Origin of the sequence: Aeromonas rivuli (assembly GCF_000820045.1) — a bacterium.
Classification (GTDB): Bacteria; Pseudomonadota; Gammaproteobacteria; order Enterobacterales; family Aeromonadaceae; genus Aeromonas; species Aeromonas rivuli.
This window is the reverse complement of sequence record NZ_CDBJ01000043.1, coordinates 260,505-282,107: the sequence shown is the minus strand read 5'-3', so window position 1 is coordinate 282,107 and position 21,603 is coordinate 260,505. Positions and strand designations below refer to the sequence as shown.

Sequence of the window (21,603 nt, the reverse complement as noted above, 5' to 3'; positions counted from 1 at the left end):
TGATGACTGAATTGGTAAGCGGCTCGCCACGGGAGGCCGTCAGCATGCAGCAGCGCATACAGGCGTGGCTGAAGAACTGGCGCAGCCTCTCTCGCGACAATAAATCCATCCTGACCATAGCCCTGTTGGCCGCCACCGTGGCGGGGACCATAGTGGTCATCCTCTGGACCTCCAGCAAGAACTACGTGCCCCTGTACGGCAAGCAGGAGTTGTACGACACCGCCAATATCATGGAGATGCTGGAGAAAGAGCAGATCCCCTTCCAGCTTGAGAAAAGCTCCGGGCAGGTACTGGTGCCAGAGGGTCAACTGGCTCACATTCGTATGGCACTAGCTGCGCGTGGGGTCCGTGCCGCCATGCCCTCTGGCCTGGAAGGGCTGGATGCGGTCACGGGTCTTGGCACCAGCGAATTCATGGAAGGGGCGCGTTATCGTCACGCCCTGGAAGGGGAGCTGGCGCGTACCATTATCTCCCTCAACGCGGTGCGCAGTGCCCGTGTCCATCTGGCTATTCCCAAGCGAACCCTGTTTGTCGGTCGTGATGAAGAGAAGCCCAGTGCCTCTGTCATGGTGGATCTGCAACCGGGTCAATCGATGGAAGCGGGTCAGGTTGAGGCCATCGCCAATCTGGTGGCCGGTAGCATCTCCGGCATGAAACCGGGCGCCGTGACCATCATCGATCAGGCTGGCCAGCTGCTGAGCAGCGAGCTGGGAGACAAGATGGGCTTTGGCAAACAGAGCGTGCAGCAGATGGAATACGTGCGCAAGCTGGAGCAATACATACGCCAGCGTGCCACTGACATGCTCTACCCCATGCTGGGCACGGGCAACTTCCGGGTGCAGATAGCCGCAGACGTCAATTTCAATGCGGTCGAAGAGACTCAGCAGCAGTTCGATCCGCAAGGTGTGATCACCCAGGAGACCAACAAGTCCGACAAGACGGTCGATGCCCTGGCCATGGGGATCCCGGGAGCCCTGTCCAATCGGCCACCCGAGACGGCACCCCAGGCCGAACCGGCCGATGGTGCCGCCGCGGTACCCGCGGAACCGGCCCCCAAGAACGACAGCCGGACCGAGCGCCAGGAGAGCAGTCGCCAATACGAAAATAGCCGCACCGTGGTGCATACCCGCTATCAGCAGGGGCGACTCGAGCGGATGAACGTCTCGGTGCTGCTCAACGAGCAGACTGCGCCGAAAGAGGGCTGGAATGAGGCTCAGCTTGGCCAGATCCGTCAGATGGTGGAGCGGGCCGTCGGCTTTGATACCGGTCGGGGCGATCAGATCAGCCTGCAGGTATTCAACTTCACCGACGAGGTGCAGGTCGCCCCTCCCGAATCCAGCTGGTGGGAGACCCCGTACTGGCAGGACTCCCTGCGTTACCTGGTCGGCGGCCTGCTGGGTCTGACTCTGGTGTTCTTCGGGATACGTCCCCTGGTCAAGCATCTGGTGCGTACCCAGCAGCCAGTGGTCGTGCCGGACGAAGAAGAGCAGGAGGAGCGGGAACCCGAACTCGGCCTGCCGCTACAGCGCCGGACCGATGAGACGCTGGCGGCGCCTCACAGTAAAGGTCTCATCCGTACCGATGATGAGCAGGGGCCTCACTTCAGCGCCCTGGACCTCGATGCGCTGCCCGAGCCGGGCTCTGAACTCGAGGTGCAGCTGAAACACCTGCAACTGCTGGTGGACAAAGACACGGCCCGGGTGGCCGAAGTGGTCAAGGCATGGGTGAGCAGTAATGAGCAACGCTAACATGAACCAGAGTGCAGTGGACATCGACATAGACAACCTGGAGAAGGCGGCCATCTTGTTGCTCAGCATGGGCACAGAGGCGGCCGCCAAGGTGATGCAGAAGCTGTCGCGCGACGAGGTGCAACGGCTCATCTCCAAGATGGCGGGCCTGTCCGGGGTCAGCTCCATCGAGGCGAAGTGGACCCTGCAGCAGTTCTTCATCCAGTACCGGGAGCAGAGCGGCATCGCCAGCGCCTCCCGGGATTATCTGGAGCAGACCCTGGATCTTGCCCTGGGCCAACGGCTCTCCCGCAGCCTGCTCGATAGCCTGTATGGCGACGCCATGAGCCAGGATATCCAGCGTCTGCAGTGGGTGCCTGCCGAGGTGCTTGCCCGCTTCTTTCGCAACGAACACCCGCAGATGCAGGCCGTCTTGCTGGCCTTCCTGCCGCCCCAGACCGCCTCGGCAGTGCTCGATGCCTTGCCAGGTTCGCTCCACGATGACCTGCTGGTTCGGGTCGCCGGACTCAGCTCGGTGAGCGAGCATGTGCTCGATGAGCTGCGACTCACCCTGGATCGCTGTCTGGCCTATGTGGCGGATCAGTCCGGCGCCAAGGTCAACGGGGTGCGCCAGGTTGCCGATATCCTCAATCGTTATCAGGGCAACAAGGAGCAGATGCTCTCCCTGCTGCGTGAGCGCGATGGCGACATGGCCCTCGAAATAGAGAAGAACATGTTCGACTTCATGGCCCTGCGCCGTCAGAGCGACGACACCTTGCAGCGCCTGGTGCAGGAGTTGCCCGCCGATCTGCTGGCCCTGGCTCTGAAGAACACCGAGACCAGCTTTCGCAAGGTGGTGCTCGGTGCCATGCCCAAGCGGATGGCCCAGTCCCTCGAGGCCCAGATCCAGGATCAGGGCAGCGTCTCTTTGCGCAAGGTGGAACAAGCACGGGACGACATCATGCAACTGGTGCGCGAACTGGTCGAGCAGGGCGAGGTCGAGTTCCAGCTGTTCGAAGAGCCCACGGTCAACTGATGAGAGACGAGCATGCCTAACAAGATGCGCAAGTTGGCCCCGGGGGCGACCCGTCGCTACCGTTTCCCGCAACTCGGCCAGGTCGGAGAGGGGGAGCCGAGCGAGCAGGAGCAGTTCGAGTTCGGTTACCAGCAGGGGCTGGAGCAGGGCCAGGATCTGGGTTATCAGGAAGGTTACCAGCAGGGACTCACCAGCGGCCTGATTGAGGGTGAGAGTCGTGGGGTGGCGCAGGGCCAGGCCCGGGGCCTTGCCCAGGGATTGGCCGAAGGACGCGGCTCCTTCGACCAGGCCATGGTGCCTTTTGAGAAATTGCAGCAACAGTGGGATAGCCTCTGCCAGGCCCGCATGTTGCAGCAAAAGCAGGTGTTGGCTCAGTTGGTTGAGCAGGTGGCGCGGCGGGTCATCCAGGCCGAGTTCACCCTCAACCCCCAGCAAGTGCTGACGCAAGTCGAGCAGGCGCTGGCCAGCCTGCCGAGCCAGCCTGAAGAGTTGGTCATCTACCTCAATGAGGGAGACAGACGCCGTCTGGCCGAACTCGGCGTGACCCGCTGCGCTGGCTGGCCGTTGCAGCAGGATGCGGCCCTGGCCATGGGGGATGCCAGGCTCGAGACTCAGGCGGCTGTGATTGAGGTCAATACCGCGGAGCGGCTCGACGCCTGCCTTGACAAGATCAACAGCGCCCTGGATGCCAGCCTGAATGGATAAGCGTTTGCAGCAGGCGCTCAGTTCGGCACTGGATGACTTTGAGCCCGCCCCCGGCTTTCGCCGTTATGGCCGGCTGGTGCGGGTCACGGGGCTCACCCTGGAAGTGGTTGGCTGCCAGCTGGTCATGGGCCAGCGCTGCCGGGTGGATACCGCGGGCGAGGGCTATCTGCTGGCGGAGGTGGTCGGCTTCAATCGCGACGTCTCTTACCTGATGCCGTTGCAGGCCATGAGTGGCCTCTACTCGGGGGCGAGGGTGTTGCCCATCTCGGGTGAGGAGACGATCCGGGTCGGCGATCACCTGCTTGGCCGCGTGCTCGATGGTTTGTTGCAACCTCTGGATGGCCTCCCGCTGCCAGACGCCGGGGAGCGCGTCAGCTTGTTCAGTTCCCCCCCCAATCCCCTGCAGCGTACCCCGGTGCGCGAGCCCCTCGACGTCGGGGTGCGTGCCATCAATGGCTTGCTCACGGTCGGCAAGGGTCAGCGGCTTGGGTTATTCGCAGGCTCCGGGGTCGGCAAGAGCATGCTGCTTGGCATGATGACCCGCAACACCACGGCCCAGATCGTCATCGTCGGTCTGATCGGCGAGCGAGGGCGCGAGGTGCGCGAGTTTATCGAACACAGCCTGGGCCGCGAGGGGCTGGCGCGGGCCGTGGTCATTGCAGCACCGGCCGATCAATCCCCGCTGATGCGGCTGCGCGCGGCTCAGCTTTGTCATCGCCTCGCCGAATACTTTCGCGAGCAGGGCCAGGACGTGTTGCTGCTGATGGACTCCCTGACCCGTTATGCCCAGGCCCAGCGCGAGATAGCCCTGGCCATCGGTGAGCCACCCGCCACTCGGGGTTATCCGCCTTCTGTGTTCAGCATGTTGACCCAGCTGGTGGAGCGGGCCGGTAACGGTGTCGATCCCAATGGCAGCCTGAGCGCCTTCTATACGGTGCTGGCGGAAGGGGACGATCAGCAAGATCCTGTGGTGGATGCGGCCCGCGCCATTCTGGATGGCCACATAGTGCTGACCCGGCGCCTGGCCGAAGAGGGCCACTATCCGGCCATCGACATCGGTGCCTCGGTCAGCCGGGTCATGCCTCAGGTGGTACCGGCAGAGTGGCAATCCCTGGCGGTCACCCTGCGCCAGCTGTGGGGGCGTTATCAGCAGGTGCGCGAATTGCTGCCTCTTGGCGGTTATCAGGCGGGGGCGGATGCCCAGATGGATGAGGCCGTGCAGCGTTACCCCGCCATCGCGGCGCTGCTGCAGCAAGGGATCCATGAAGTGACCCCCCTGGCCGAGGCCCCTGCCGGGTTGCGCCAGGCGCTTGGCCGCCCGGCCTAAGGAGAGACAGTGCTCAATGCCTATCTGGGTTTACAACAGCAGGCGCTGGACGAGATGGGCAAGGAGCGTCAGCGGTTGCGTGAGCTGGCTCAGCGTGAGGAGCTGCGGGCATTCAGATTGCAGGAGGTGATCGCCAGCCTGGGTCAGGGGCAGGGTTTCCACCCTCTGTTGCTGCAAAATCGTCAGCAGATGGATGCCCAGCTGCGCCGCTTGCATGCCCATCAGGTTCAGCAATCGGCGATGGCGCGCCTCGATCTGGATCGCCATGAGTTGCAATTGCGCCAGCAGTTCGGGCGCGTGAAGGGATTGGAAGGGGTGCTGGATCGGCGGGCACTGGCGGACAGGAGACTCAGGGAGTCACAGGAGCAGCGTCTGCTCGATGAGATAAGCGGCCTGCGCCATCGTACCCGGGGTAGTTGACGCAGGGGGGGAAGAGCCTGAGGTTCAGGCTTCCTGGCCATACTCCTGGCGCTGACCGAGCAGGGTATGCAGGGTTTCAATCTGTCCCGCCAGCAGGCGACCGTTGCGATCGTTCTGCTGTTGGCACTGGCGCAGGCTGGACTCGAGTTGTTGCCACTGGCCCGTCATGGTGTGTTGCAACTGAGCGGGCAGGCGAGCGATCAGCTTGGCCATGCCCTGCTCATTGGGCGCCATGCCCAGGGCGAGCAGATGCTGGCAGCGTTGCTGAGCCTGTTGCTCTATCTGCTTCATCAGTTCAGTTTGCTGCAGATTATGCTGGGTCAAGGCATCCACTTCGTGGGTCGCCAGCAACAGATGCTGGCGCTGCAGCATCTGTTGCAACTCGCCATAGCGGCCGAGATCCCGCTGGATGCCGAGCAGCAGTTGCTTGACTCTCTGTTTGGCATCCAGAGGGCTGGCGGATTGGCTCATCGACGGTGCAGTTCCAATATGGCCTGGCTCAAGGCATCCATGTCGAGGCTCAGATGCCCTTCGCCTATGGCCTGACGGATCTGCTCGACCTTGGCCATGTCGACATCCGGGGTGTCGGCCAGGGCGATACTGGCTTGTGCCATGGTCTGGGCAGTGGCACTGATCTGGCTCTCACCGCTCTGGCGAGGTGGGTTTGGCGTTGGGGCCGCATCCTGCCTGCGTTGAGTCAGGGGTTGAGTCGGGATGAGGTCGGCGCGGGTGATCTTCATATGTTCACTTCCTGATGGTCTACTGGAGTAAAGCGACCGGGGTTCAGCATAACTTGAATGGACTGTTCGCTCAAAACACTCAAAATCGTGTCTCCACCTCGCCCTTGCCCAGCACCCAGGTCTGGATCTCTCTGCCCGAGCTGTTGTTGCGTACCCTGATACCCTCGCCAATGGCGCCATTTTCCAGCGCCTCCCCCCGTGTCGTGGCGGCAAAGCTGCCCTGACCCGCCCGGATCAGTACCCCTTCCCCCTGGCGCACCGCCCACTGTTTCTGCAGGTCGAGTTCACCGATCAGCTGGCCCGTGCGCAGCCTGCGACCGCTTTTTTGCTCGAGCAAGGAGAGGCTCGCCGGGGTGAAACCGCGCTGAATGCGGCTGACTTCCAGCTCCTTGGCAACCAGATCGGCGACCTGGATTGGGTGCCCCTTGGCTATCTCCTGGGCCGTGGCCCAGACCGACATGAAGACGCTGACATCGACCCTGCCCCTGAGTTGCCATTGGGGATCGCCGCAGCTGATGAGGTAGGGGCGCCGACCCCAGGGCTGGCGATAGAGACCGCCAGCCTGCAACCCGAGGGCTTGTCGACAAGGGGGCAGGTGCGCCGCCGCTGGCGCGAGCCAGACTTGATAATCGACGCGGTTGGCCTGCCAGCGTTGCAGGGTCAGATAATCGTCGAGCTGACGTTGCGCCTGTTGGCGCAGGGTCTGCTCCAGGGCGGTGATATCCAGTGTCTCCGTCTGGGCTTGCACCCCGGGAGACAGGGCGAGCAGCAGCATCAACAAGAGGCCGCCCCACTTCCTGCCGGGAAAGCCAGCTTCCCCCTGATGCGTGCCAGGCAGGGTATGAGGCCACGCCATAGGGCGAACGGGGTGATTTTTCATGGTTGGCATGAGTCTTGATATGGCCTGCACGGGTCTGACTATTTCGCTGACGAGAGGATGAAGCATGAGTATCTCATTTGACAGTGCGCTGGGGGTACATCCCTATGCCCTGAATGTGCGAACGGATAGGGCGCGTATCCTCGCAGGTAATCTGGCAAATGTGGATACCCCGGGCTATCTGGCCAGGGACGTGGATTATAAGAGCATTCTGGGTCGGGTCGCACAGCAAGTGGCGGCCAAGGAAGAGAGCGGTGCCATTGCGGGGGGGCGTCTGCAGGATGATATGCAGCATCCCCTCTACCGCATGCCTTACCAGGTCTCCATGGATGGCAACACCGCCGAGCTCAGTGTGGAGCAGAGCAAGTTTGCCAACAATGCCACCGATTTTCAGACCAGCCTGACCTTCCTCAATATGAAACTCAGCGGGATCGCCAAGGCGATCGAGGGCCGTTAATCATGTCGTTCAATCGAATCTATGAGATCGCCGGCAGTGCCATGCGGGCACAGACGGTCCGTCTCGATACCGTCGCCTCCAACCTTGCCAACGTCGATAGCGTGGCGGGACGGGAAGAGGAGGCTTTTCGTGCCATCAAGCCGGTGTTCTCCACCCTGTATCAGCGGGTTCAGGATGCCGATGGCATGGGGGCCGCCCAGGTACAGATTGCCGGCATAGTGCAATCCGATCGCCAGATTGAGCGGCGGCTGGAGCCGACCAATCCCCTGGCCGATGAGGATGGCTTCGTGTACCACTCCAACGTCAATGCAGTGGAGGAGATGGCCGACATGATGAGTGCCTCGCGCGGCTTTGAGACCTCGGTGGAGGTCATCAATCGTATCTCCAGCATGCAGCAGGGTCTCCTGCGCCTCGGGCAGGTCTGATCATGAGCCTTCCTCAGGTCAGTAGCCTGGACACGGCCCGCAGCATCAGTCAGAGCCTGGATGACAACATCGCTGGCAACGGCACGGCGAGCGGTGGCATGCAGCTGCGCAACGAGTTTTTGCAGATGATGGTGGCCCAGCTCCAGAATCAGGATCCCACCAATCCCCTCGACGGCTCCCAATACGTCACCCAGCTGGCCCAGTTCAGCATGGTGGAGGGGGTCGAGCAGTTGAAGGTATTGCAGCAAAAGTCCATCGCCATGATGGATACCCAGCAGGTGCTGCAGAGCACGGATCTGATCGGTCGGGATGTCATGGTGCCGACTGCTTCCCTCAAGCAGGGGGCAGAGAAGGCGATACGGGGCCAGATTGAGCTGGGTGGCGCGGCCGACCAGGTCGAGCTCAAGGTATTTGATCAACATGGCACCCTGGTTGCGACCCGCAACTGGGGTGAGAGCAAGGCTGGTGGCATCGATTACGACCTGCCGGTATTACCCGCCGGCGAGTACAGCTTTGAGGTGAAAGCCTCCCTGGCCGGGAGCAAGGTGCAGAGCAAGCACTATGTCTCCAGTACGGTGGACAGGGTCACCCTGCCCGGCACCGGCGACATCATGTTAGAGGTGGCGGGCGTTGGGGAAGTCCCCCTGTTCAGCGCCATCCAGTTTGGCAAATCGGCATAAGCCCATAGGAGCGACACAGTGTCTTTTAGTATCGGACTGAGCGGCCTGCGCGCCGTTAACCAGGAATTGAGCGTCATCAGCAACAACGTAGCCAACGTCAGCACCGCCGGTTTCAAATCGAGCCGTGCCGAGTTTGCAGCCATCTATGGTGGCGGCCAGGCGGGTGGGGTCGAGATGAACAACGTCTCCCAGAACTTCGATCGCAACGGCGATCTGATGCGCACCGGCCGTGGTCTGGATCTGGCGATCTCCGGCAATGGTTTCTTCCAGCTCAAGGATGGCAACGGCCAGACCTCCTACACCCGTGCCGGCATGTTCCAGCGCGATGCCAACAACTACCTCACCACCTCGACCGGGGATCGCCTGCAAGGCTATACCGTCAACGGCGCCGGTCAGTTGCAGACGGGGGTTGTGGGCGATCTGCAGGTGGGTACCGGCAGTCTGCCCGCCAAGGCCTCCGACTCCCTGGAGTTTGTGGGCAATCTGAAGGCGGATGCCAGCAACATAGACACCACGCTCAATCCGTTCGATGCCAGCAAGGCGGAGAGCTACAACTTCTCCCAGTCCAGCAAGGTGTTTGACTCCCTGGGCAGCGAACACAATGTCACCCAGTATTTCGTCAAGGTTGGCAGCAACGACTGGCAGGTGCACTACACGGTCGATGGCGTCGCCAACGGGACCACCACCAACCTCAAGTTCAATACGGATGGTTCTTTTGATGCGGTGGGCAGCGGTGCCGACAAGGCGACCCTGGCCCTGACACCGCAGGGTGCGGAGCCCATGACCCTGGACATCGGTCTGAGCAAGTTCAGCCAGTATGCCTCCGACTTCAACGTCAGCCGCAACCAGTCCAACGGTTACACCTCCGGCGACCTGACCGGGGTCCGCATCGATGGGGATGGCGGCGTCTACGCCACCTTCACCAATGGTCAGAGCCTGTTGCAGGGGCAGGTGGTCATGGCCAATTTCGCCAACCCCAATGGTCTGCTGCAGAGCAACAACACCACCTGGCAGCAATCCTTCTCCTCCGGTCAGCCAGTGGTCGGTGCCCCGGGCAGCGGCACCCTGGGTTCGCTGACCTCGGGCGCCTACGAGGGCTCCAACGTGGACTTGACCGGTGAGCTGGTGAACCTGATGACCTCTCAGCGCAACTACCAGGCGAACGCCAAGAGCATCAGCTCGGCAGACAAGATGACCCAGGTGCTCTTCAACTCCTTCTGAGGCTGATCCGTGGAAAAGCTAATCTACACCGCCATGTCCGGCGCCCAGCACTCCCTGGTCGCCCAGCAGATCCGGGCCAACAACCTGGCGAACCTCAACACGGCGGGTTTTCGAGCCGATTTCGAGCGGGTCTCCGCTTACGCCTTGAGCGGGGATGGTTACCAGAGCCGCGTCATGGCGCGGGAAGAGGTAGCCGGCACCGACTTTCGAGCCGGTGCCCTGATGCAGACGGATCGCAAGCTGGACGTGGCGGTGCGTGGTGAGGGTTTTCTGACGGTGCAAACGGCAGATGGTGCAGAGGCCTATACCCGGGCCGGCAATCTGGAAGTCGATGCCGATGGCCTGCTCAGCCTCAATGGCCGCCCCGTGCTGGGGGATGGCGGTGAACTGGTGGTGCCGGCCTATCGGGATCTCAGTTTCGGCAATGATGGCTCCCTGAGCATCACGCCTCCCGGTGGGGGCGCCCGCCTCGATGTGGGACGGCTCAAGCTGGTCAATCCGGCGGCCAGCGAGCTGGTCAAGGGACTGGATGGCTTGTTTCGCCTGCGCCAGGGCGGCGATGCCGAGCCGAGTGAAGAGGTGGTGATGGCCTCCGGCTTCCTGGAAGGGGGCAACGTCAACGCGGTCGACGAGCTGATCGGCAGCATGGCACTGACCCGCAACTTCGAATTGCAGGTCAAGTTGATGAAGACGGCAGACGATCAGGCCCGCCAGGGCGCCCGCCTCATCTCGGGCCAGGGTTAACCCTCAGGGGCAATATTTCGGATCCGGCCCCTGGCCGGGTCCTCATGAACGCAGTGGAGAGAGTCGATGCACGCAGCATTATGGGTCAGCAAGACCGGCCTGTCGGCACAAGATGCCAAGATGGCCAGCATTTCCAACAACCTGGCCAACGTCAACACGGTCGGCTTCAAGCGAGATAGGGTTGCTTTCGAAGACCTCTTCTATCAGGTCCAGCGCCAACCGGGTGCCCAGCAGGATCAACAGAATCTGGCGCCGATCGGCATCCAGATGGGGAACGGGGTTCGGGTGGTCGGGACCCAGAAGGTGTTCACCTCGGGTCAGTTCCAGAATACCAACCAGGAACTGGACATGGCGGTGGTCGGGGCGGGTTTCTTCGGGGTAGAGCGCCCGGATGGTGAAACCGCCTATAGCCGCAATGGCCAGTGGCATCGCAGCGCCGAGGGGTTGCTGGTCAATGCCGATGGCCTGCCCATGCTGCCGCAGATCCAGATCCCGGACAATGCCACCAAGGTCTCCATCGGCACAGATGGCACCGTCAGTGCCACTCTGCCGGGCCAGCAGGAGAACGTGGAGCTCGGCCGGATCACCCTGACCAACTTCGCCAATCCGGCCGGTCTGGAGGCGCTGGGCGGTAACCTGTATCGGGCCACCGGAGCCTCCGGTGAGGCGATCGAAGGGGTGCCTGGCGAGGATGCCATGGGGGCCATCAAGCAGTACACCCTGGAGAGTTCCAACGTCAATGTGGTGGAAGAGATGGTCGACATGATCACCACCCAGCGCGCCTATGAGATGAATGCCAAGGTGGTCTCGGCGGCGGATCAGATGCTGAAGTTCGTGACCCAGGCCCTGTGATGATGAGCGTGTTCAGGCAGAGTCTCTGGCTGGTGTTGCTGCTCGGTGGCTGCGCCACCTATGAGCTGCGCGCCCCCGAGCCGGGTGAAGAGCAGTGGGCCCCCTCGCGTCCCAATCTGCCCGTGGCGGCCAGTGGCGAGGATGGCAGCCTCTATCGCGACAACTATATGTTCACCCTGTTTCAGGACAGGCGCGCCTATCGGGTCGGCGACATCTTGACCGTCATGCTGGAGGAGCGAACCCAATCCAGCAAGAAGGCCAATACCAGTACCAGCAAGAGCAGCAGTCTCAATGTACCGGCCCCGTCCATCGGCGGTGAGGTGCGCACCGACTGGGGGGCAACCCTGAGCGCTGACCGGGATTTTGACGGCGGCGCGACGTCCAGCCAGCAAAACACCCTGTCCGGTGCCATCACGGTCACAGTGGCAGAGGTGATGCCCAATGGGGTGATAGGGATCCGCGGCGAGAAGTGGATCCGTCTCAACCAGGGGGACGAGTATGTGCGGCTCGGCGGCATGGTGCGGGTCGAAGACATCGATCAGCGCAATCGCATCTCTTCCCAGCGCATCGCCGACGCCCGCATCACCTATGCCGGGCGAGGTGCCTTGGCAGACAGCAACCAGATGGGGTGGTTGAGCCGCTTCTTCAGCTCAGCCTTTGCGCCATTTTGAGGACTCTTATGAAAAAGTGGCTTCCTGCCCTGCTCTGCCTGGTTCTGCCCCTGCTTGCGACGGCGGCACCGGCCAGCAAGCGTGCTCTGCTCGACATTGCGGACGTGCAGGGACTGCGCCCCAACCAGTTGGTGGGCTATGGCCTGGTGGTCGGTCTGTCCGGCACCGGGGATCGCAGCCAGGTCAAATTCACCGGTCAGTCGATGGCCAACATGCTCAAGCAGTTCGGTGTGCAGCTGCCTGACGATATCGATCCCAAGCTCAAGAACGTGGCCGCGGTGTCGGTGCAGGCGACCCTGCCTGCCCTGGCGGGCAAGGGCCAGCTGGTGGACGTGACAGTCACCTCCATCGGCGATGCCAAGAGCCTGCGTGGCGGCTCCTTGCTGTTGACGCCACTGCGGGGTATTGACGGTGAAGTCTATGCGGTCGCCCAGGGCAATCTGGTGGTCGCCGGGGTGAAGGCCGAAGGCCAGTCCGGCTCCTCGGTCACCATCAATGTCCCGACCGCAGGTATCATCCCCAATGGCGCCATCATAGAGCGGGAGGCGGTCAACAGCTTCGCCGACAAGCCTGAAGTGACCCTCAACCTGCATCAACCCAACTTCCGAACCGCTCGCAACGTGGAGCGCGCCATCAATGCCCAGTTGGGGCCGGTGGCCAGGGCGGTGAGCGCGGGCCGCATCCAGTTGGCGGCCCCCAAGGATGAGAGCCAACGTATCTCCTTCATGGCCTTGCTCGAAGACATCCAGATTGACCTTGGCAAGGCGCGGCCCAGGGTGGTATTCAACAGCCGGACCGGCACCGTGGTGATGGGGCAGGGGGTCAAGGTGCGCAAGGCGGCGGTCAGCCATGGTAGTCTCACTGTCACCATAGGCGAGAGCCAGACGGTGAGTCAGCCCAACGCCTTCTCCAATGGGCAGACCACCACCACACCGAACTCCCAGATCCAGGTTGATCGGGAGCGCAACAATATGTTTGTCTGGCCGGAAGGGACCTCCCTCGAGGTGATCGTCAAGGCGGTCAACTCCCTGGGAGCCACCCCGGATGATGTCATGGCCATACTGCAAGCCCTCGATGAGGCGGGAGCCCTCGAAGGCGAGCTGGTGGTCATCTGAGGACCTATCATGACTAGAATCACATCAGAACCTGGTTTTTATCAGGATCTCAATGAGTTGCAGCAGATAAAGAGCAACCCGGATCAGCGGGCCGCCCTGGAGGCGGCCGCCGGCCAGTTCGAGGTTGGCTTTTTGCAGACGGTGCTCAAGCACATGCGAGCCGCGACCGATGCCTTGCAAGACGAGGATGACAAGCTGATCAAGGGCGAGGGGCTCTATCGCGACATGTATGACAGCCAGCTCGCCATGAGCCTGGTGCAGCGCGGTGGTTTGGGGCTCAAGGAGCAGATGGTCAGGCAACTGGATCCCGCATTAAAGAATCCCGAGCCCATGGTCGCTTCACAGGAACAGGGCCTGGTGGCTTTCCAGCAACCCCTGACCCGGATGAAGAAACCGGGGTGATGCCAAGGCATACCCGCTTCTATCCCTATCGCCAACCTGCCAACAGAAGGAACGCTGACAGATGTCACTGCTCAATATCGGCTTCAGTGGTCTCAACGCCGCCCAGATAGCGTTGAATGTCAGCGCCCAGAACATTGCCAACGCCAATACCACCGGCTATTCGCGCCAGGAGGCCATGATGGGCAGCCTGTCTGGTTTTGGTCGGCTGGATAACGGCATGGGGGTTGAAGTCGTCGGAGTGCGCCGCATCACCGACGACTATCTGGTGGCCCAGCACTGGCGTGCCGGCTCCTCCCTGGGATCTGCCTACTCCTTTCATCAATACATCAATACCACCGAGCAACTGCTTGGCAGCGAATCGATGAATATTGCCAAGGGACTCGACAGTTTCTTTGCCTCACTCAGTGCGGCCCTGGACAGTCCGGAAACCCCGGCCCAGCGCAGTCAGATTGTCAGCTCGGCCGGTGCGCTTGCCAACCGTTTCAATCAGCTAAGCGAGAGCCTGCTGACTCAGGAGAAGCAGATCGACGATCAGCTCAACGGCAGCGTCAGTCAGGTCAACAGTTACCTGGGGCAGGTGGCCGAACTCAACAAGCAGATCGGCGATCAATCCTCGAAAGGGGTGAATACCTCGGTGCTGGAAGATAGCCGGGATCAGGTGATCCGTGAGCTTTCCACCCTGATGGAGGTCAGGGTCAACCGCCAGAGCGATGGATCCGTGGCACTCAGCCTGCCTCAGGGACAACCCCTGGTGCTGGGCGCGAGCAGCAGCAGCCTCACCATCAAGGGTGACCAGCTCTCCCTGAGCTTTGGCCCCCAGACGTTCGAGGTGCCCAAGCTCAGTGGCGGCACCCTGGCCGGCATGCTCGCTTACCGTGCCGAGGTACTGCGTCCGACCCGGGATGAGCTAGGCCAGATAGCCAGCAAGCTGGCCGATGAATTCAATGCCAAGCAGATGAACGGCATAGACCTCAATGGCGGCACCGGCAAGCCGCTGTTCGTCTATGACCCGCTGGATCCTGCCGGCACGCTCAAGCTGGCGTCGGGTTTTAAAGGGGACGATCTCGCCTTTGCCCAGGTCGGAGGGGGCCCGGGCGACAACCGTAATCTGCAGGCGCTGATCACCATCAAGGATGGCCAGTATGACGCCTACGGCAGTTTGCTTGGCCAGATGGCGGTGCAGAGCGGCCAGGCCAAGGCCCAACTGGATGCCAACGCCAACCTGGAGCAGCAACTCTCCCTCAAGCTGAGCAGTGTCAGCGGCGTCAATACCGATGAGGAAGGGGTCAAGGTGATGGCCTACACCAAGGCGTATCAGGCCAATGCCAAGGTGATCAGCACCTCGGATCAACTCTTCACCTCCCTCCTGAATATGTTCTGAGGCTAAGTCCATGATTGTCAGCGCCGACCAGCACCCGCTCTTCACCTTTTTCCTGAACATGTTCTGAGGAACTCTCCATGCGTGTCAGTACCAACCAGATCCAGCTCAGCATGCTCGGCAACCTGCAACAGGGCTTCGGTGACTATGCGCGGCTCGATCGTCAGATCGCGAGCAACAAGCGGATCCTGCAGCCATCGGATGACGCCATCGGCAGCGTGCGCCTGCAGGGGCTGCACAAAGAGCAGACGGCCATGGCCCAGTACCAGAAGAACATTTTCAATGCCAAGAGCCAGCTATCCCAAGGGGAGCAGCAGCTCGACACCATGACCAACATGCTGATGCGGTTGCGAGACCTGACCCAGATGGCGGCCACCGGCAGCATGTCCCCCGATGACAGGGCTGCGGTTGCCAGCGAGCTGGCGGTGCTCAAGGAGGGTCTGCTCGATCTCGCCAATGGCCGCAACGAGAGTGGCTCCAGCCTGTTTGCGGGCAGTCAGGTCGACAAGACCGCCATCGTCAAGGATGCGGGTGGCAACTACCTCTATCAGGGGGATGCCCTGGTGCGGGAGGTGGTGGTGGCCAAGGGGGTGACGGTCGGCCTCAATCACACCGCCGATAGCCTCTTCATTCAGGGCGGGGACTTCTTCAAACAGCTGGACGATCTGGTGACGCTGCTGGAGAGCTCGACCGGTGATACCAATGCCGAGGCGGGTGCCATGCTGGATCGCAGTCAGCTGTTGCAAGATGAGATCAGCCAGATGGTGAGCGGCATAGGCGCCCGCATCAATCTGCTCGACCAGATCGACGAGAGCCATGCCGAGAAGACCATCTATAGCAAGGAAGTGAGCGATCAGATAGAGTCCCTCGATTATGCCGAGGCGGTGACCAAGCAAGCCCATGTGCTGATGGCTCTTCAGGTCCAGCAGCAGGCGTTTGCCAAGGTCAATGGCCTGAGCCTGTTCAACTACATTCCCTGACCCGGATAAGGACCCAAGATGCAGATCCAGCAGACCAGACCGGGCGGTGTGGCCGAAGCCCCCGCCCAGCTCAAGTTGCGCGGTCAGGCATCTGTCCAGGGGAAGAATAAGAGTCGCCAGCCGGTCGCCATGGATCGTCACCCCAATGTGGCGAGGCTGGAACGTTGGGCGCTGATTGGCACGGCCCAGCAACGTATCGCCCATGCTCAGGGTGGCGAGCAGGCCCTCGGTCAGGTGTGGGGCGAGCTCAAGCGCCTGGAGCGGCAGCTCTCGCAGACCACGAGTGCCGGGGGGGAGATAGTCCAGCGTCTGCGCACCCTCGAAGAGAAACTGACCAGTCAGGATGCCCCCTTGACGGATGCCCTCAAGCCGAGGTTGCTGAATGGTGCGGGCAGCCGGGTTCATTATGGGGTCGATCATCTGGAGCTGCTGACGGCCAAACCGACGGCCGAGCGACTGGTACTGGCCTTTCCCGTCAGCAACAGCGCGGTGGAAGTGTTGATTCCGGCGGGAGCCCAGGGACAAGAGGTGATCAAGCGGCTGGATCAGGCCCTGAACAAGGAGCAGATCCAGGCCAGGATGAGTGAGCAGGGCAAGCTGGAGCTGAGTCTACCGGAGGCGCAGAGACGCAAACTGGATGAACCTGTCCTCATCAGTGGTGAAGGGATCCGGATCCCGGCCGGTAACCCGGTGCCGGTCAAGTTCAAGCAGCACCCTGGTCAATTGAGCCTGCTGGGTGAGGGGCTGGGGCGCGGTGAGATCAAGCAGGAGCAGCGCAGATTGCACAAGCTGCTCGGCGAGATAGAGCAGTCGGTTCGCGAACTCAAACAGTTCCGCCAGAAGATGGTCCAGCAGCTGGACAAGGTGAAATCCCGCAGCCAGAGTCTCAAGCTCGATGAGCTGGAACAGCTGCAAAGCAAGTTGAGCAGCCAGCTCAAGGATGGCGGTTTTGCCGGTACCATGGCGGGCCTGTTGGCCCAGGCCAATGTCTCCCGCCAGAATGTGGTGGCCCTGCTGGCCTGATCGCGTCGTGCATTTGGTGACACAGACAACACCCCGTGACCCGGGGTGTTGTCGTTTCTGGCATCCCCGCTCCCGGATTATCCCGTCTTGAGCAAGGCGTAGAGGGTCAGGTCGCTGGCGAGCCCGGAATCTTCCAACCCCTTCTCTAGGGTGCTCAGGAAGGTCGCGTTGTGCTGGCGAACCGTGTGATAGCTGTAGAAGAGGTCCGTGACATCCCCCTCGGTCAGGGGCGCATCCCCCATGGCCAGCAGGCACAGGTAGCTGCGCAGCAGGAAGTAGTCCGCGATCAGCAGGCGATAGGCCAGCTGCGGACTCTGTCCCTGGGCCGGGAACTGGTTGTGATAGACGTAATAGAGCAGGTGGTTCTGCTGAATATGGGGTCGTTCGGCCAGGAAGGGGGCAACCCGTTCATGCCAGCACTGATGCAGGCTGGCGAGTTTGTGTTCATCATACTCGCCCTCCAGCACCCGATTGATGGTCTCCAGACAGCGGCTCATGGTCACGCGCCCACGGCGCTGCTGGTGCTGGTTGTTGAGCATCAGCAGATGGGTGAGGGTGCGCAGCGCCCACCACTGGATCTTGCCCATGAAGGGGAGCTGGGCGAAGGCCGTGGCGAGTTGGCCCTGCTCTATCATGGGCACCATCTGCTCGAGGAAGGCCTGGTTAGATACCTTGCTCTCATCTCTGTGTACCAGCATGCCAATCAACCAGAGCCGCTCTTCCACCGTCATGGCATCGGCCAGCAGCACATCGATGCTCAACATGTGCAAGGAGGCCTGGGCCGGAGCGATGGCCTTGGGCTTGCCCTTGCCGATGAAGGGGGTCGCCTCCATCGCCATGGCCTGGGGGTCGAGCAACACCCGGCGGCTGACCTCGGGGCAGGAGAGCATCAGACTGCGCCTGTGCTGATCACCCAACTGGGTTTGCTGCCTGGGGTAGCTCTTGCAGGTCTGGCTGAGGGCTTCGGGGCCCGCCTGCTTGTGGACATTGCACAATCCTGTTCCGTCGAGGAAGGGGCAGGCTCCCGTCTTGTCCATGCGGATGGTGCCCCAATGAGCATCGGATTTTTTCACCTTCTGGATATGCTGTTTGGCGGTGCTCTGGATGAGTTGATCAGGGTGGCTGACGTAGTGGCGATAGGTCTGCTTGTCGATGGAAATGGTCCAACCATGACAGCAGTTGTCTTCGCATCGATCGCCGATGCACTGGAATTGCTGATAGTACCTGGGGGTAAGCAGGGTATGGGCCATTCTGATCTCCTTGCGTGGCTTGAACCTCATGATCGCACGGGCGGCTGCCCGTATTGATCGCTGTGGCCGACGCACTGCAAGAAGGGTGCCCGAAGTGGCAAGCGATGCACCCAGGCAGGGGGCGGGTGAAAATTTTAAAAAAGTGCGGCCGTCATTTCATTTTCACCGCCGGGCGGTCGCTCTTGAAGGGAGTCAACCAATCAGCTGCCCGGCAGCATCTCACTCAAGGAAACGACCATGGGTCTGTCCATTCACACCAACTTCGCCTCGCTGACCACTCAGAGCCAGCTCAATACCACCAACAAGATGCTGGGCACCGCCATGCAGCGTCTGGGCACCGGTCTGCGCATCAACTCCGCCGCCGACGATGCCGCCGGTCTGCAGATGGCTACCCGCCTGCAAGCCCAGTCCAATGGCCAGAAAGTGGGCATGCGCAACGCCCAGGATGCCGTCTCCATGATGCAGACCGCCGAAGGCGCCATGGACGAGATGACCAATATCGTCCAGCGCATGAAGGACCTGGCCACCCAGGGTGCCAACGGCACCACCAATGATGACGATCGTCTGGCTATTGGTGCCGAGATGAAGGAATTGACTGCTGAGTTGAAAAATATCAGTGACAATACCAAGTTTGGCGGCCAGGCCTTGATCAGCGATGCTGGCAAGTTTGGTGCTGCTGCCGTGACTTTCCAGATAGGTGGTACTGCTGGTGAGAAACTTGATGTGAATGCCAGTGCAAATGTTAAAGCTGTGAATGCAACCATCACAACTGCTACAGCAGACTTTGGCACTGCCGATACGGCTGCCCTCGCTGCTACGGCCTTCAATGCTCAAATCACTAAGATGGAAGATACCTTAGACGCCATTGGTACCGCACGTTCCCAATTCGGTGCCAACATCAACCGTCTGGAGCACACGGTCAACAACCTCTCCAACATGAAAGAGAACACCGACATGGCGAACGGCCGCATCATGGATGCCGACTTCGCCCAGGAGACCACCAACATGACCAAGAACCAGATGCTGATGCAAGCTGGCATGTCCGTGCTCTCCAACTCCAACCAGATGACCGGCATGGTCACCTCCCTGCTGCGTTGATATCTGTGGCACTCATCCCCTGGATGAGTGCCTTTTTCCGCTTCCTCCCCTCCTGACCGTTTCCGCTTTTCCCGTATTTTTTCAGTAATCCATTCAAGTCTTGGCCGCCCCCGGTCGCTTCTCCTCCCTACAGGGTTACCCGCTGCATCGCAGCTTTTCGAGGAGTACATCATGGGTTTGTCCATTCACACCAACTTCGCCTCTCTGACCACTCAGAGCCAGCTCAATACCACCAACAAGATGCTGGGCACCGCCATGCAGCGTCTGGGCACCGGTCTGCGCATCAACTCCGCCGCCGATGATGCCGCCGGTCTGCAGATGGCCACCCGCCTGCAGGCCCAGTCCAACGGCCAGAAGGTCGGCATGCGCAACGCCCAGGATGCCGTCTCCATGATGCAGACTGGCGAAGGGGCGATGGACGAGATGACCAATATCGTCCAGCGCATGAAGGATCTGGCCACCCAGGGCGCTAACGGCACCACCAATGATGACGATCGTCTGGCCATCGGTGCCGAGATGAAGGAGCTCTCCGCCGAGCTGAAAAACATCAGCGACAACACCAAGTTTGGCGGCCAGGCCCTAATCAGCGATGCTGGCAAGTTTGGTGCTGCCGCCGTGACCTTCCAGATCGGTGGCACTGCTGGGGAGAAACTTGATGTTGATGCCAGCACCAATGTTCAAGCAGTGAACAAAGCTATCGATGATGCTGAAACTGCTTTTAAGGACGCCGATGTGGCCGCTACCGTATTGAAGTCCACCGATTTCAATACGCAAATCACCGAGATGGAAAATGCCCTGGACGCCATCGGTACCGCCCGTTCCCAGTTCGGTGCCAACATCAACCGTCTGGAGCACACGGTCAACAACCTCTCCAACATGAAAGAGAACACCGACATGGCGAACGGTCGCATCATGGATGCCGACTTCGCCCAGGAGACCACCAACATGACCAAGAACCAGATGCTGATGCAAGCTGGCATGTCCGTGCTCTCCAACTCCAACCAGATGACTGGCATGGTCACTTCCCTGCTGCGTTAATGGTGTTGACAGGCTGCCCTGTCCGGGCGGCCTGTTTTTATCGCCTGTCCATCGGAAAGCAGGTGCCTGTGTTTTCCAATCGACATGCCGGATGAACCTAGTCTCAAGGGTGTAACAAGATGCAGATAGATCCCTCCTCCATGGCCTCTCAGCTGGTTGCCGCCGAGCGTCAGAACATGGATGCCCTGCTCAATCGCCAGATGGCGAGCGTCAAGGGGCAGCAGACGGCGTTGAGCGCGCTCAACACCAAGCTCTCCACCTTCCAGACCATGCTCAAGGACTTGAACAAGGCTTCCACCTTGCAGGCCCAGAAGGCGACCATGTCCCAGGAGGGCTTCATGACGGTCACCAGCAACGGCAAGGCGAGCTCGGGTCAATACAGTTTCTTCGTCGAGCAGCTGGCTCAGGCTCATCAGCTGGGGGTGCAGCTCGACAGCGACACGGATCTCCTGCCGGCGAGTGGCACTCTCTCTCTGGCGGTGAAGGGCAAGACCATGAACGTGGACCTGGCCGCCCTGCCGGCGGGGGCGACCGTCAAGGATCTGGTCTCCCACATCAACAATGCCACGGACAACCCCGGGATCAAGGCGACCCTGGTGCGCACCGATGGCAAGGTCAACCTGGTACTGACCGGCAAGGAGACGGGGGAGGAGAACGTCATCAATCTGAGTTACAGCGGCGATCCGGCCAGTGCCTTCGCCACTGCGCTGGCGGCTCGCACCGACATCACCAAGGCGCAGGATGCCAAGTTGCGGATGGGGGGGGATAGCCCGCTCACCATCACCTCTGCCAGCAACAAGATAGAGAATGTGGTCGATGGTCTCACTTTGGAGCTGACCAAGGTGCAGGCGGCCGGGGATCCCCCGATGCAGGTCACCATTGGTCAAGATACCGAGGCCGTGACCGGCTCCCTCAAGCAGTTTGTCGACAGCTACAACGAGCTGGTGGGCGAGTTGGCCAAGATGACCGCCAGCGATCCCAAGGCGCCGGGAGCCCTTGCCTCGGACAGTGGGGTGCGCGGTCTCAAGAGCCTGCTGGCTGCCAAGGTACGGGATCTGCCCAATGGCCTGACCCTGAATAGCTTGGGGATCAAGACGGATAAGGCGGGCAAGCTGGCGTTCAACGAGACTGACTTCAACAAGGCGCTGGAGAAGGACCCCGAGCTGCTTGGCAAGGCATTGATGGGGGATGATGGTCTGCTCAAGCGGATGAGTAACGCCATGGATCCTTACACCAAGCGGGATGGGATGCTCAAAGGACGCAAGACGGGTCTTGAGAACAACCAGCGCCGTCTGGACGAGCGGATGGAGGCACTGGATCGGCGCATGGAATCCACGTATAAGCGCTACCTCAATCAATTCACCACCATGAACCAGATGATGCAGACCATGGGTTCTTTGTGAGTCGATGCCCGCGCTTTATTCTGACTAAGTGAGT

The 21,603-nt window shown here is 61.1% G+C and carries 24 protein-coding genes; 20 read left to right on the top strand and 4 right to left on the bottom strand.

The features are described 5' to 3' along the window. Positions 1–68: 68 nt before the first annotated feature. Genes fliFL through BN1130_RS10290 form a run of 5 tightly spaced genes read left to right on the top strand, consistent with a single transcriptional unit; the run spans position 69 to position 5,215 of the window. Complete coding sequence (gene fliFL, locus BN1130_RS10310) at positions 69–1,748, top strand: lateral flagellar M-ring protein FliFL (protein ID WP_042041959.1); 1,680 nt, start codon at positions 69–71, stop codon at positions 1,746–1,748. Further along, positions 1,735–2,763 carry a lateral flagellar motor switch protein FliGL gene (gene fliGL / locus BN1130_RS10305; protein ID WP_042041871.1) on the top strand — a complete coding sequence of 343 codons (1,029 nt, stop codon included), beginning with the start codon at positions 1,735–1,737 and terminating at the stop codon, positions 2,761–2,763. Before fliFL ends, fliGL begins: the two co-directional genes overlap by 14 nt. Positions 2,764–2,775: 12 nt before the next feature. After that, the gene (locus BN1130_RS10300) at positions 2,776–3,468 is read left to right on the top strand and encodes a FliH/SctL family protein (protein WP_042041870.1); all 693 of its coding nucleotides are present in this window, start codon (positions 2,776–2,778) and stop codon (positions 3,466–3,468) included. Continuing rightward, complete coding sequence (gene lfiI, locus BN1130_RS10295) at positions 3,461–4,795, top strand: lateral flagellar FliI-like assembly ATPase LfiI (RefSeq protein WP_042041869.1); 1,335 nt, start codon at positions 3,461–3,463, stop codon at positions 4,793–4,795. Before BN1130_RS10300 ends, lfiI begins: the two co-directional genes overlap by 8 nt. Before the next feature lie 9 nt (positions 4,796–4,804). Further along, on the top strand, positions 4,805–5,215 hold the full coding sequence (locus BN1130_RS10290) for a flagellar FliJ family protein (protein WP_042041867.1): 411 nt from the start codon (positions 4,805–4,807) through the stop codon (positions 5,213–5,215). 24 nt (positions 5,216–5,239) lie between these two features. On the opposite strand, the gene BN1130_RS10285 is transcribed toward BN1130_RS10290, so the two are convergent. From BN1130_RS10285 to flgA, 3 genes are all read right to left on the bottom strand, one after another. Beyond that, positions 5,240–5,686, bottom strand: coding sequence for a flagellar protein FlgN (locus BN1130_RS10285; protein ID WP_042041866.1), 447 nt, complete (start codon positions 5,684–5,686; stop codon positions 5,240–5,242). Then, the gene (gene flgM, locus BN1130_RS10280) at positions 5,683–5,955 is read right to left on the bottom strand and encodes a flagellar biosynthesis anti-sigma factor FlgM (RefSeq protein ID WP_042041863.1); all 273 of its coding nucleotides are present in this window, start codon (positions 5,953–5,955) and stop codon (positions 5,683–5,685) included. Before flgM ends, BN1130_RS10285 begins: the two co-directional genes overlap by 4 nt. A gap of 79 nt (positions 5,956–6,034) precedes the next feature. Continuing rightward, positions 6,035–6,811, bottom strand: coding sequence for a flagellar basal body P-ring formation chaperone FlgA (gene flgA / locus BN1130_RS10275; protein WP_157013968.1), 777 nt, complete (start codon positions 6,809–6,811; stop codon positions 6,035–6,037). 88 nt (positions 6,812–6,899) lie between these two features. Here flgA and lfgB point away from each other — a divergent pair, with 88 nt between their 5' ends. The 12 genes from lfgB to BN1130_RS10215 all read left to right on the top strand — a co-directional run bounded on the left by lfgB (position 6,900) and on the right by BN1130_RS10215 (position 16,780). Beyond that, the gene (lfgB, locus tag BN1130_RS10270) at positions 6,900–7,289 is read left to right on the top strand and encodes a lateral flagellar basal body rod protein LfgB (protein WP_042041862.1); all 390 of its coding nucleotides are present in this window, start codon (positions 6,900–6,902) and stop codon (positions 7,287–7,289) included. Between the two features lie 2 nt (positions 7,290–7,291). Beyond that, positions 7,292–7,714 carry a lateral flagellar basal body rod protein FlgCL gene (gene flgCL, locus BN1130_RS10265; RefSeq protein WP_042041861.1) on the top strand — a complete coding sequence of 141 codons (423 nt, stop codon included), beginning with the start codon at positions 7,292–7,294 and terminating at the stop codon, positions 7,712–7,714. Positions 7,715–7,716: 2 nt separating this feature from the next. Further along, the gene (locus tag BN1130_RS10260; RefSeq protein ID WP_042041859.1) at positions 7,717–8,394 is read left to right on the top strand and encodes a flagellar hook assembly protein FlgD; all 678 of its coding nucleotides are present in this window, start codon (positions 7,717–7,719) and stop codon (positions 8,392–8,394) included. Between the two features lie 18 nt (positions 8,395–8,412). Then, positions 8,413–9,615, top strand: coding sequence for a lateral flagellar hook protein FlgEL (gene flgEL, locus BN1130_RS10255; RefSeq protein ID WP_042041857.1), 1,203 nt, complete (start codon positions 8,413–8,415; stop codon positions 9,613–9,615). Between the two features lie 9 nt (positions 9,616–9,624). Then, positions 9,625–10,359, top strand: coding sequence for a lateral flagellar basal-body rod protein LfgF (gene lfgF / locus BN1130_RS10250; RefSeq protein WP_042041855.1), 735 nt, complete (start codon positions 9,625–9,627; stop codon positions 10,357–10,359). Positions 10,360–10,425: 66 nt separating this feature from the next. Then, complete coding sequence (gene lfgG, locus BN1130_RS10245) at positions 10,426–11,211, top strand: lateral flagellar basal-body rod protein LfgG (RefSeq protein WP_042041854.1); 786 nt, start codon at positions 10,426–10,428, stop codon at positions 11,209–11,211. Beyond that, entirely contained in the window at positions 11,211–11,882 is a 672-nt protein-coding gene (flgH, locus tag BN1130_RS10240) for a flagellar basal body L-ring protein FlgH (RefSeq protein ID WP_042041852.1), read from the top strand. Before lfgG ends, flgH begins: the two co-directional genes overlap by 1 nt. 8 nt (positions 11,883–11,890) lie before the next feature. Then, a complete protein-coding gene (fgIL, locus tag BN1130_RS10235; protein WP_042041851.1) occupies positions 11,891–12,997 on the top strand; it encodes a lateral flagellar basal body P-ring FlgIL in 1,107 nt (368 codons plus the stop codon). 9 nt (positions 12,998–13,006) lie between these two features. Then, the gene (locus BN1130_RS10230) at positions 13,007–13,399 is read left to right on the top strand and encodes a rod-binding protein (RefSeq protein ID WP_042041849.1); all 393 of its coding nucleotides are present in this window, start codon (positions 13,007–13,009) and stop codon (positions 13,397–13,399) included. A gap of 61 nt (positions 13,400–13,460) precedes the next feature. Further along, on the top strand, positions 13,461–14,780 hold the full coding sequence (gene lfgK, locus BN1130_RS10225) for a lateral flagellar hook-associated protein LfgK (protein WP_042041847.1): 1,320 nt from the start codon (positions 13,461–13,463) through the stop codon (positions 14,778–14,780). 77 nt (positions 14,781–14,857) lie between these two features. Next, the gene (lfgL, locus tag BN1130_RS10220; protein ID WP_042041845.1) at positions 14,858–15,757 is read left to right on the top strand and encodes a lateral flagellar hook-associated protein LfgL; all 900 of its coding nucleotides are present in this window, start codon (positions 14,858–14,860) and stop codon (positions 15,755–15,757) included. Between the two features lie 18 nt (positions 15,758–15,775). Continuing rightward, on the top strand, positions 15,776–16,780 hold the full coding sequence (locus BN1130_RS10215) for a hypothetical protein (RefSeq protein ID WP_042041844.1): 1,005 nt from the start codon (positions 15,776–15,778) through the stop codon (positions 16,778–16,780). Positions 16,781–16,857: 77 nt separating this feature from the next. Here BN1130_RS10215 and fliB read toward each other — a convergent pair whose 3' ends face one another. Continuing rightward, positions 16,858–18,030: a flagellin lysine-N-methylase gene (fliB, locus tag BN1130_RS10210; protein WP_198135257.1), complete on the bottom strand. Its 1,173-nt coding sequence runs from the start codon at positions 18,028–18,030 to the stop codon at positions 16,858–16,860. 237 nt (positions 18,031–18,267) lie between these two features. Here fliB and lafA (BN1130_RS10205) point away from each other — a divergent pair, with 237 nt between their 5' ends. The 3 genes from lafA (BN1130_RS10205) (at position 18,268) to lafB (ending at position 21,569) form a co-directional block, all read left to right on the top strand. Beyond that, a complete protein-coding gene (gene lafA / locus BN1130_RS10205) occupies positions 18,268–19,128 on the top strand; it encodes a lateral flagellin LafA (RefSeq protein ID WP_042041841.1) in 861 nt (286 codons plus the stop codon). A gap of 171 nt (positions 19,129–19,299) precedes the next feature. Beyond that, the gene (gene lafA, locus BN1130_RS10200) at positions 19,300–20,166 is read left to right on the top strand and encodes a lateral flagellin LafA (RefSeq protein WP_042041839.1); all 867 of its coding nucleotides are present in this window, start codon (positions 19,300–19,302) and stop codon (positions 20,164–20,166) included. A gap of 119 nt (positions 20,167–20,285) precedes the next feature. Next, positions 20,286–21,569, top strand: coding sequence for a lateral flagellar capping protein LafB (gene lafB / locus BN1130_RS10195; RefSeq protein WP_042041838.1), 1,284 nt, complete (start codon positions 20,286–20,288; stop codon positions 21,567–21,569). Positions 21,570–21,603 lie beyond the last annotated feature (34 nt).

Bases quoted from the DNA above. Each gene is read 5' to 3' on its own strand.
- fliGL (WP_042041871.1), top strand. From the start codon at position 1,735: ATGAGCAACGCTAACATGAACCAGAGTGCAGTGGACATCGACATAGAC.
- flgA (WP_157013968.1), bottom strand. From the start codon at position 6,811: ATGGCGTGGCCTCATACCCTGCCTGGCACGCATCAGGGGGAAGCTGGC.
- lafA (WP_042041839.1), top strand. From the start codon at position 19,300: ATGGGTTTGTCCATTCACACCAACTTCGCCTCTCTGACCACTCAGAGC.
- BN1130_RS10300 (WP_042041870.1), top strand. From the start codon at position 2,776: ATGCCTAACAAGATGCGCAAGTTGGCCCCGGGGGCGACCCGTCGCTAC.
- BN1130_RS10215 (WP_042041844.1), top strand. From the start codon at position 15,776: ATGCAGATCCAGCAGACCAGACCGGGCGGTGTGGCCGAAGCCCCCGCC.
- lafB (WP_042041838.1), top strand. From the start codon at position 20,286: ATGCAGATAGATCCCTCCTCCATGGCCTCTCAGCTGGTTGCCGCCGAG.
- BN1130_RS10285 (WP_042041866.1), bottom strand. From the start codon at position 5,686: ATGAGCCAATCCGCCAGCCCTCTGGATGCCAAACAGAGAGTCAAGCAA.
- flgH (WP_042041852.1), top strand. From the start codon at position 11,211: ATGATGAGCGTGTTCAGGCAGAGTCTCTGGCTGGTGTTGCTGCTCGGT.
- lfiI (WP_042041869.1), top strand. From the start codon at position 3,461: ATGGATAAGCGTTTGCAGCAGGCGCTCAGTTCGGCACTGGATGACTTT.
- flgCL (WP_042041861.1), top strand. From the start codon at position 7,292: ATGTCGTTCAATCGAATCTATGAGATCGCCGGCAGTGCCATGCGGGCA.
- lfgG (WP_042041854.1), top strand. From the start codon at position 10,426: ATGCACGCAGCATTATGGGTCAGCAAGACCGGCCTGTCGGCACAAGAT.
- fliB (WP_198135257.1), bottom strand. From the start codon at position 18,030: ATGGCCCATACCCTGCTTACCCCCAGGTACTATCAGCAATTCCAGTGC.
- lfgB (WP_042041862.1), top strand. From the start codon at position 6,900: ATGAGTATCTCATTTGACAGTGCGCTGGGGGTACATCCCTATGCCCTG.
- BN1130_RS10260 (WP_042041859.1), top strand. From the start codon at position 7,717: ATGAGCCTTCCTCAGGTCAGTAGCCTGGACACGGCCCGCAGCATCAGT.
- lfgL (WP_042041845.1), top strand. From the start codon at position 14,858: ATGCGTGTCAGTACCAACCAGATCCAGCTCAGCATGCTCGGCAACCTG.
- lafA (WP_042041841.1), top strand. From the start codon at position 18,268: ATGGGTCTGTCCATTCACACCAACTTCGCCTCGCTGACCACTCAGAGC.
- lfgK (WP_042041847.1), top strand. From the start codon at position 13,461: ATGTCACTGCTCAATATCGGCTTCAGTGGTCTCAACGCCGCCCAGATA.
- fgIL (WP_042041851.1), top strand. From the start codon at position 11,891: ATGAAAAAGTGGCTTCCTGCCCTGCTCTGCCTGGTTCTGCCCCTGCTT.
- BN1130_RS10230 (WP_042041849.1), top strand. From the start codon at position 13,007: ATGACTAGAATCACATCAGAACCTGGTTTTTATCAGGATCTCAATGAG.
- flgM (WP_042041863.1), bottom strand. From the start codon at position 5,955: ATGAAGATCACCCGCGCCGACCTCATCCCGACTCAACCCCTGACTCAA.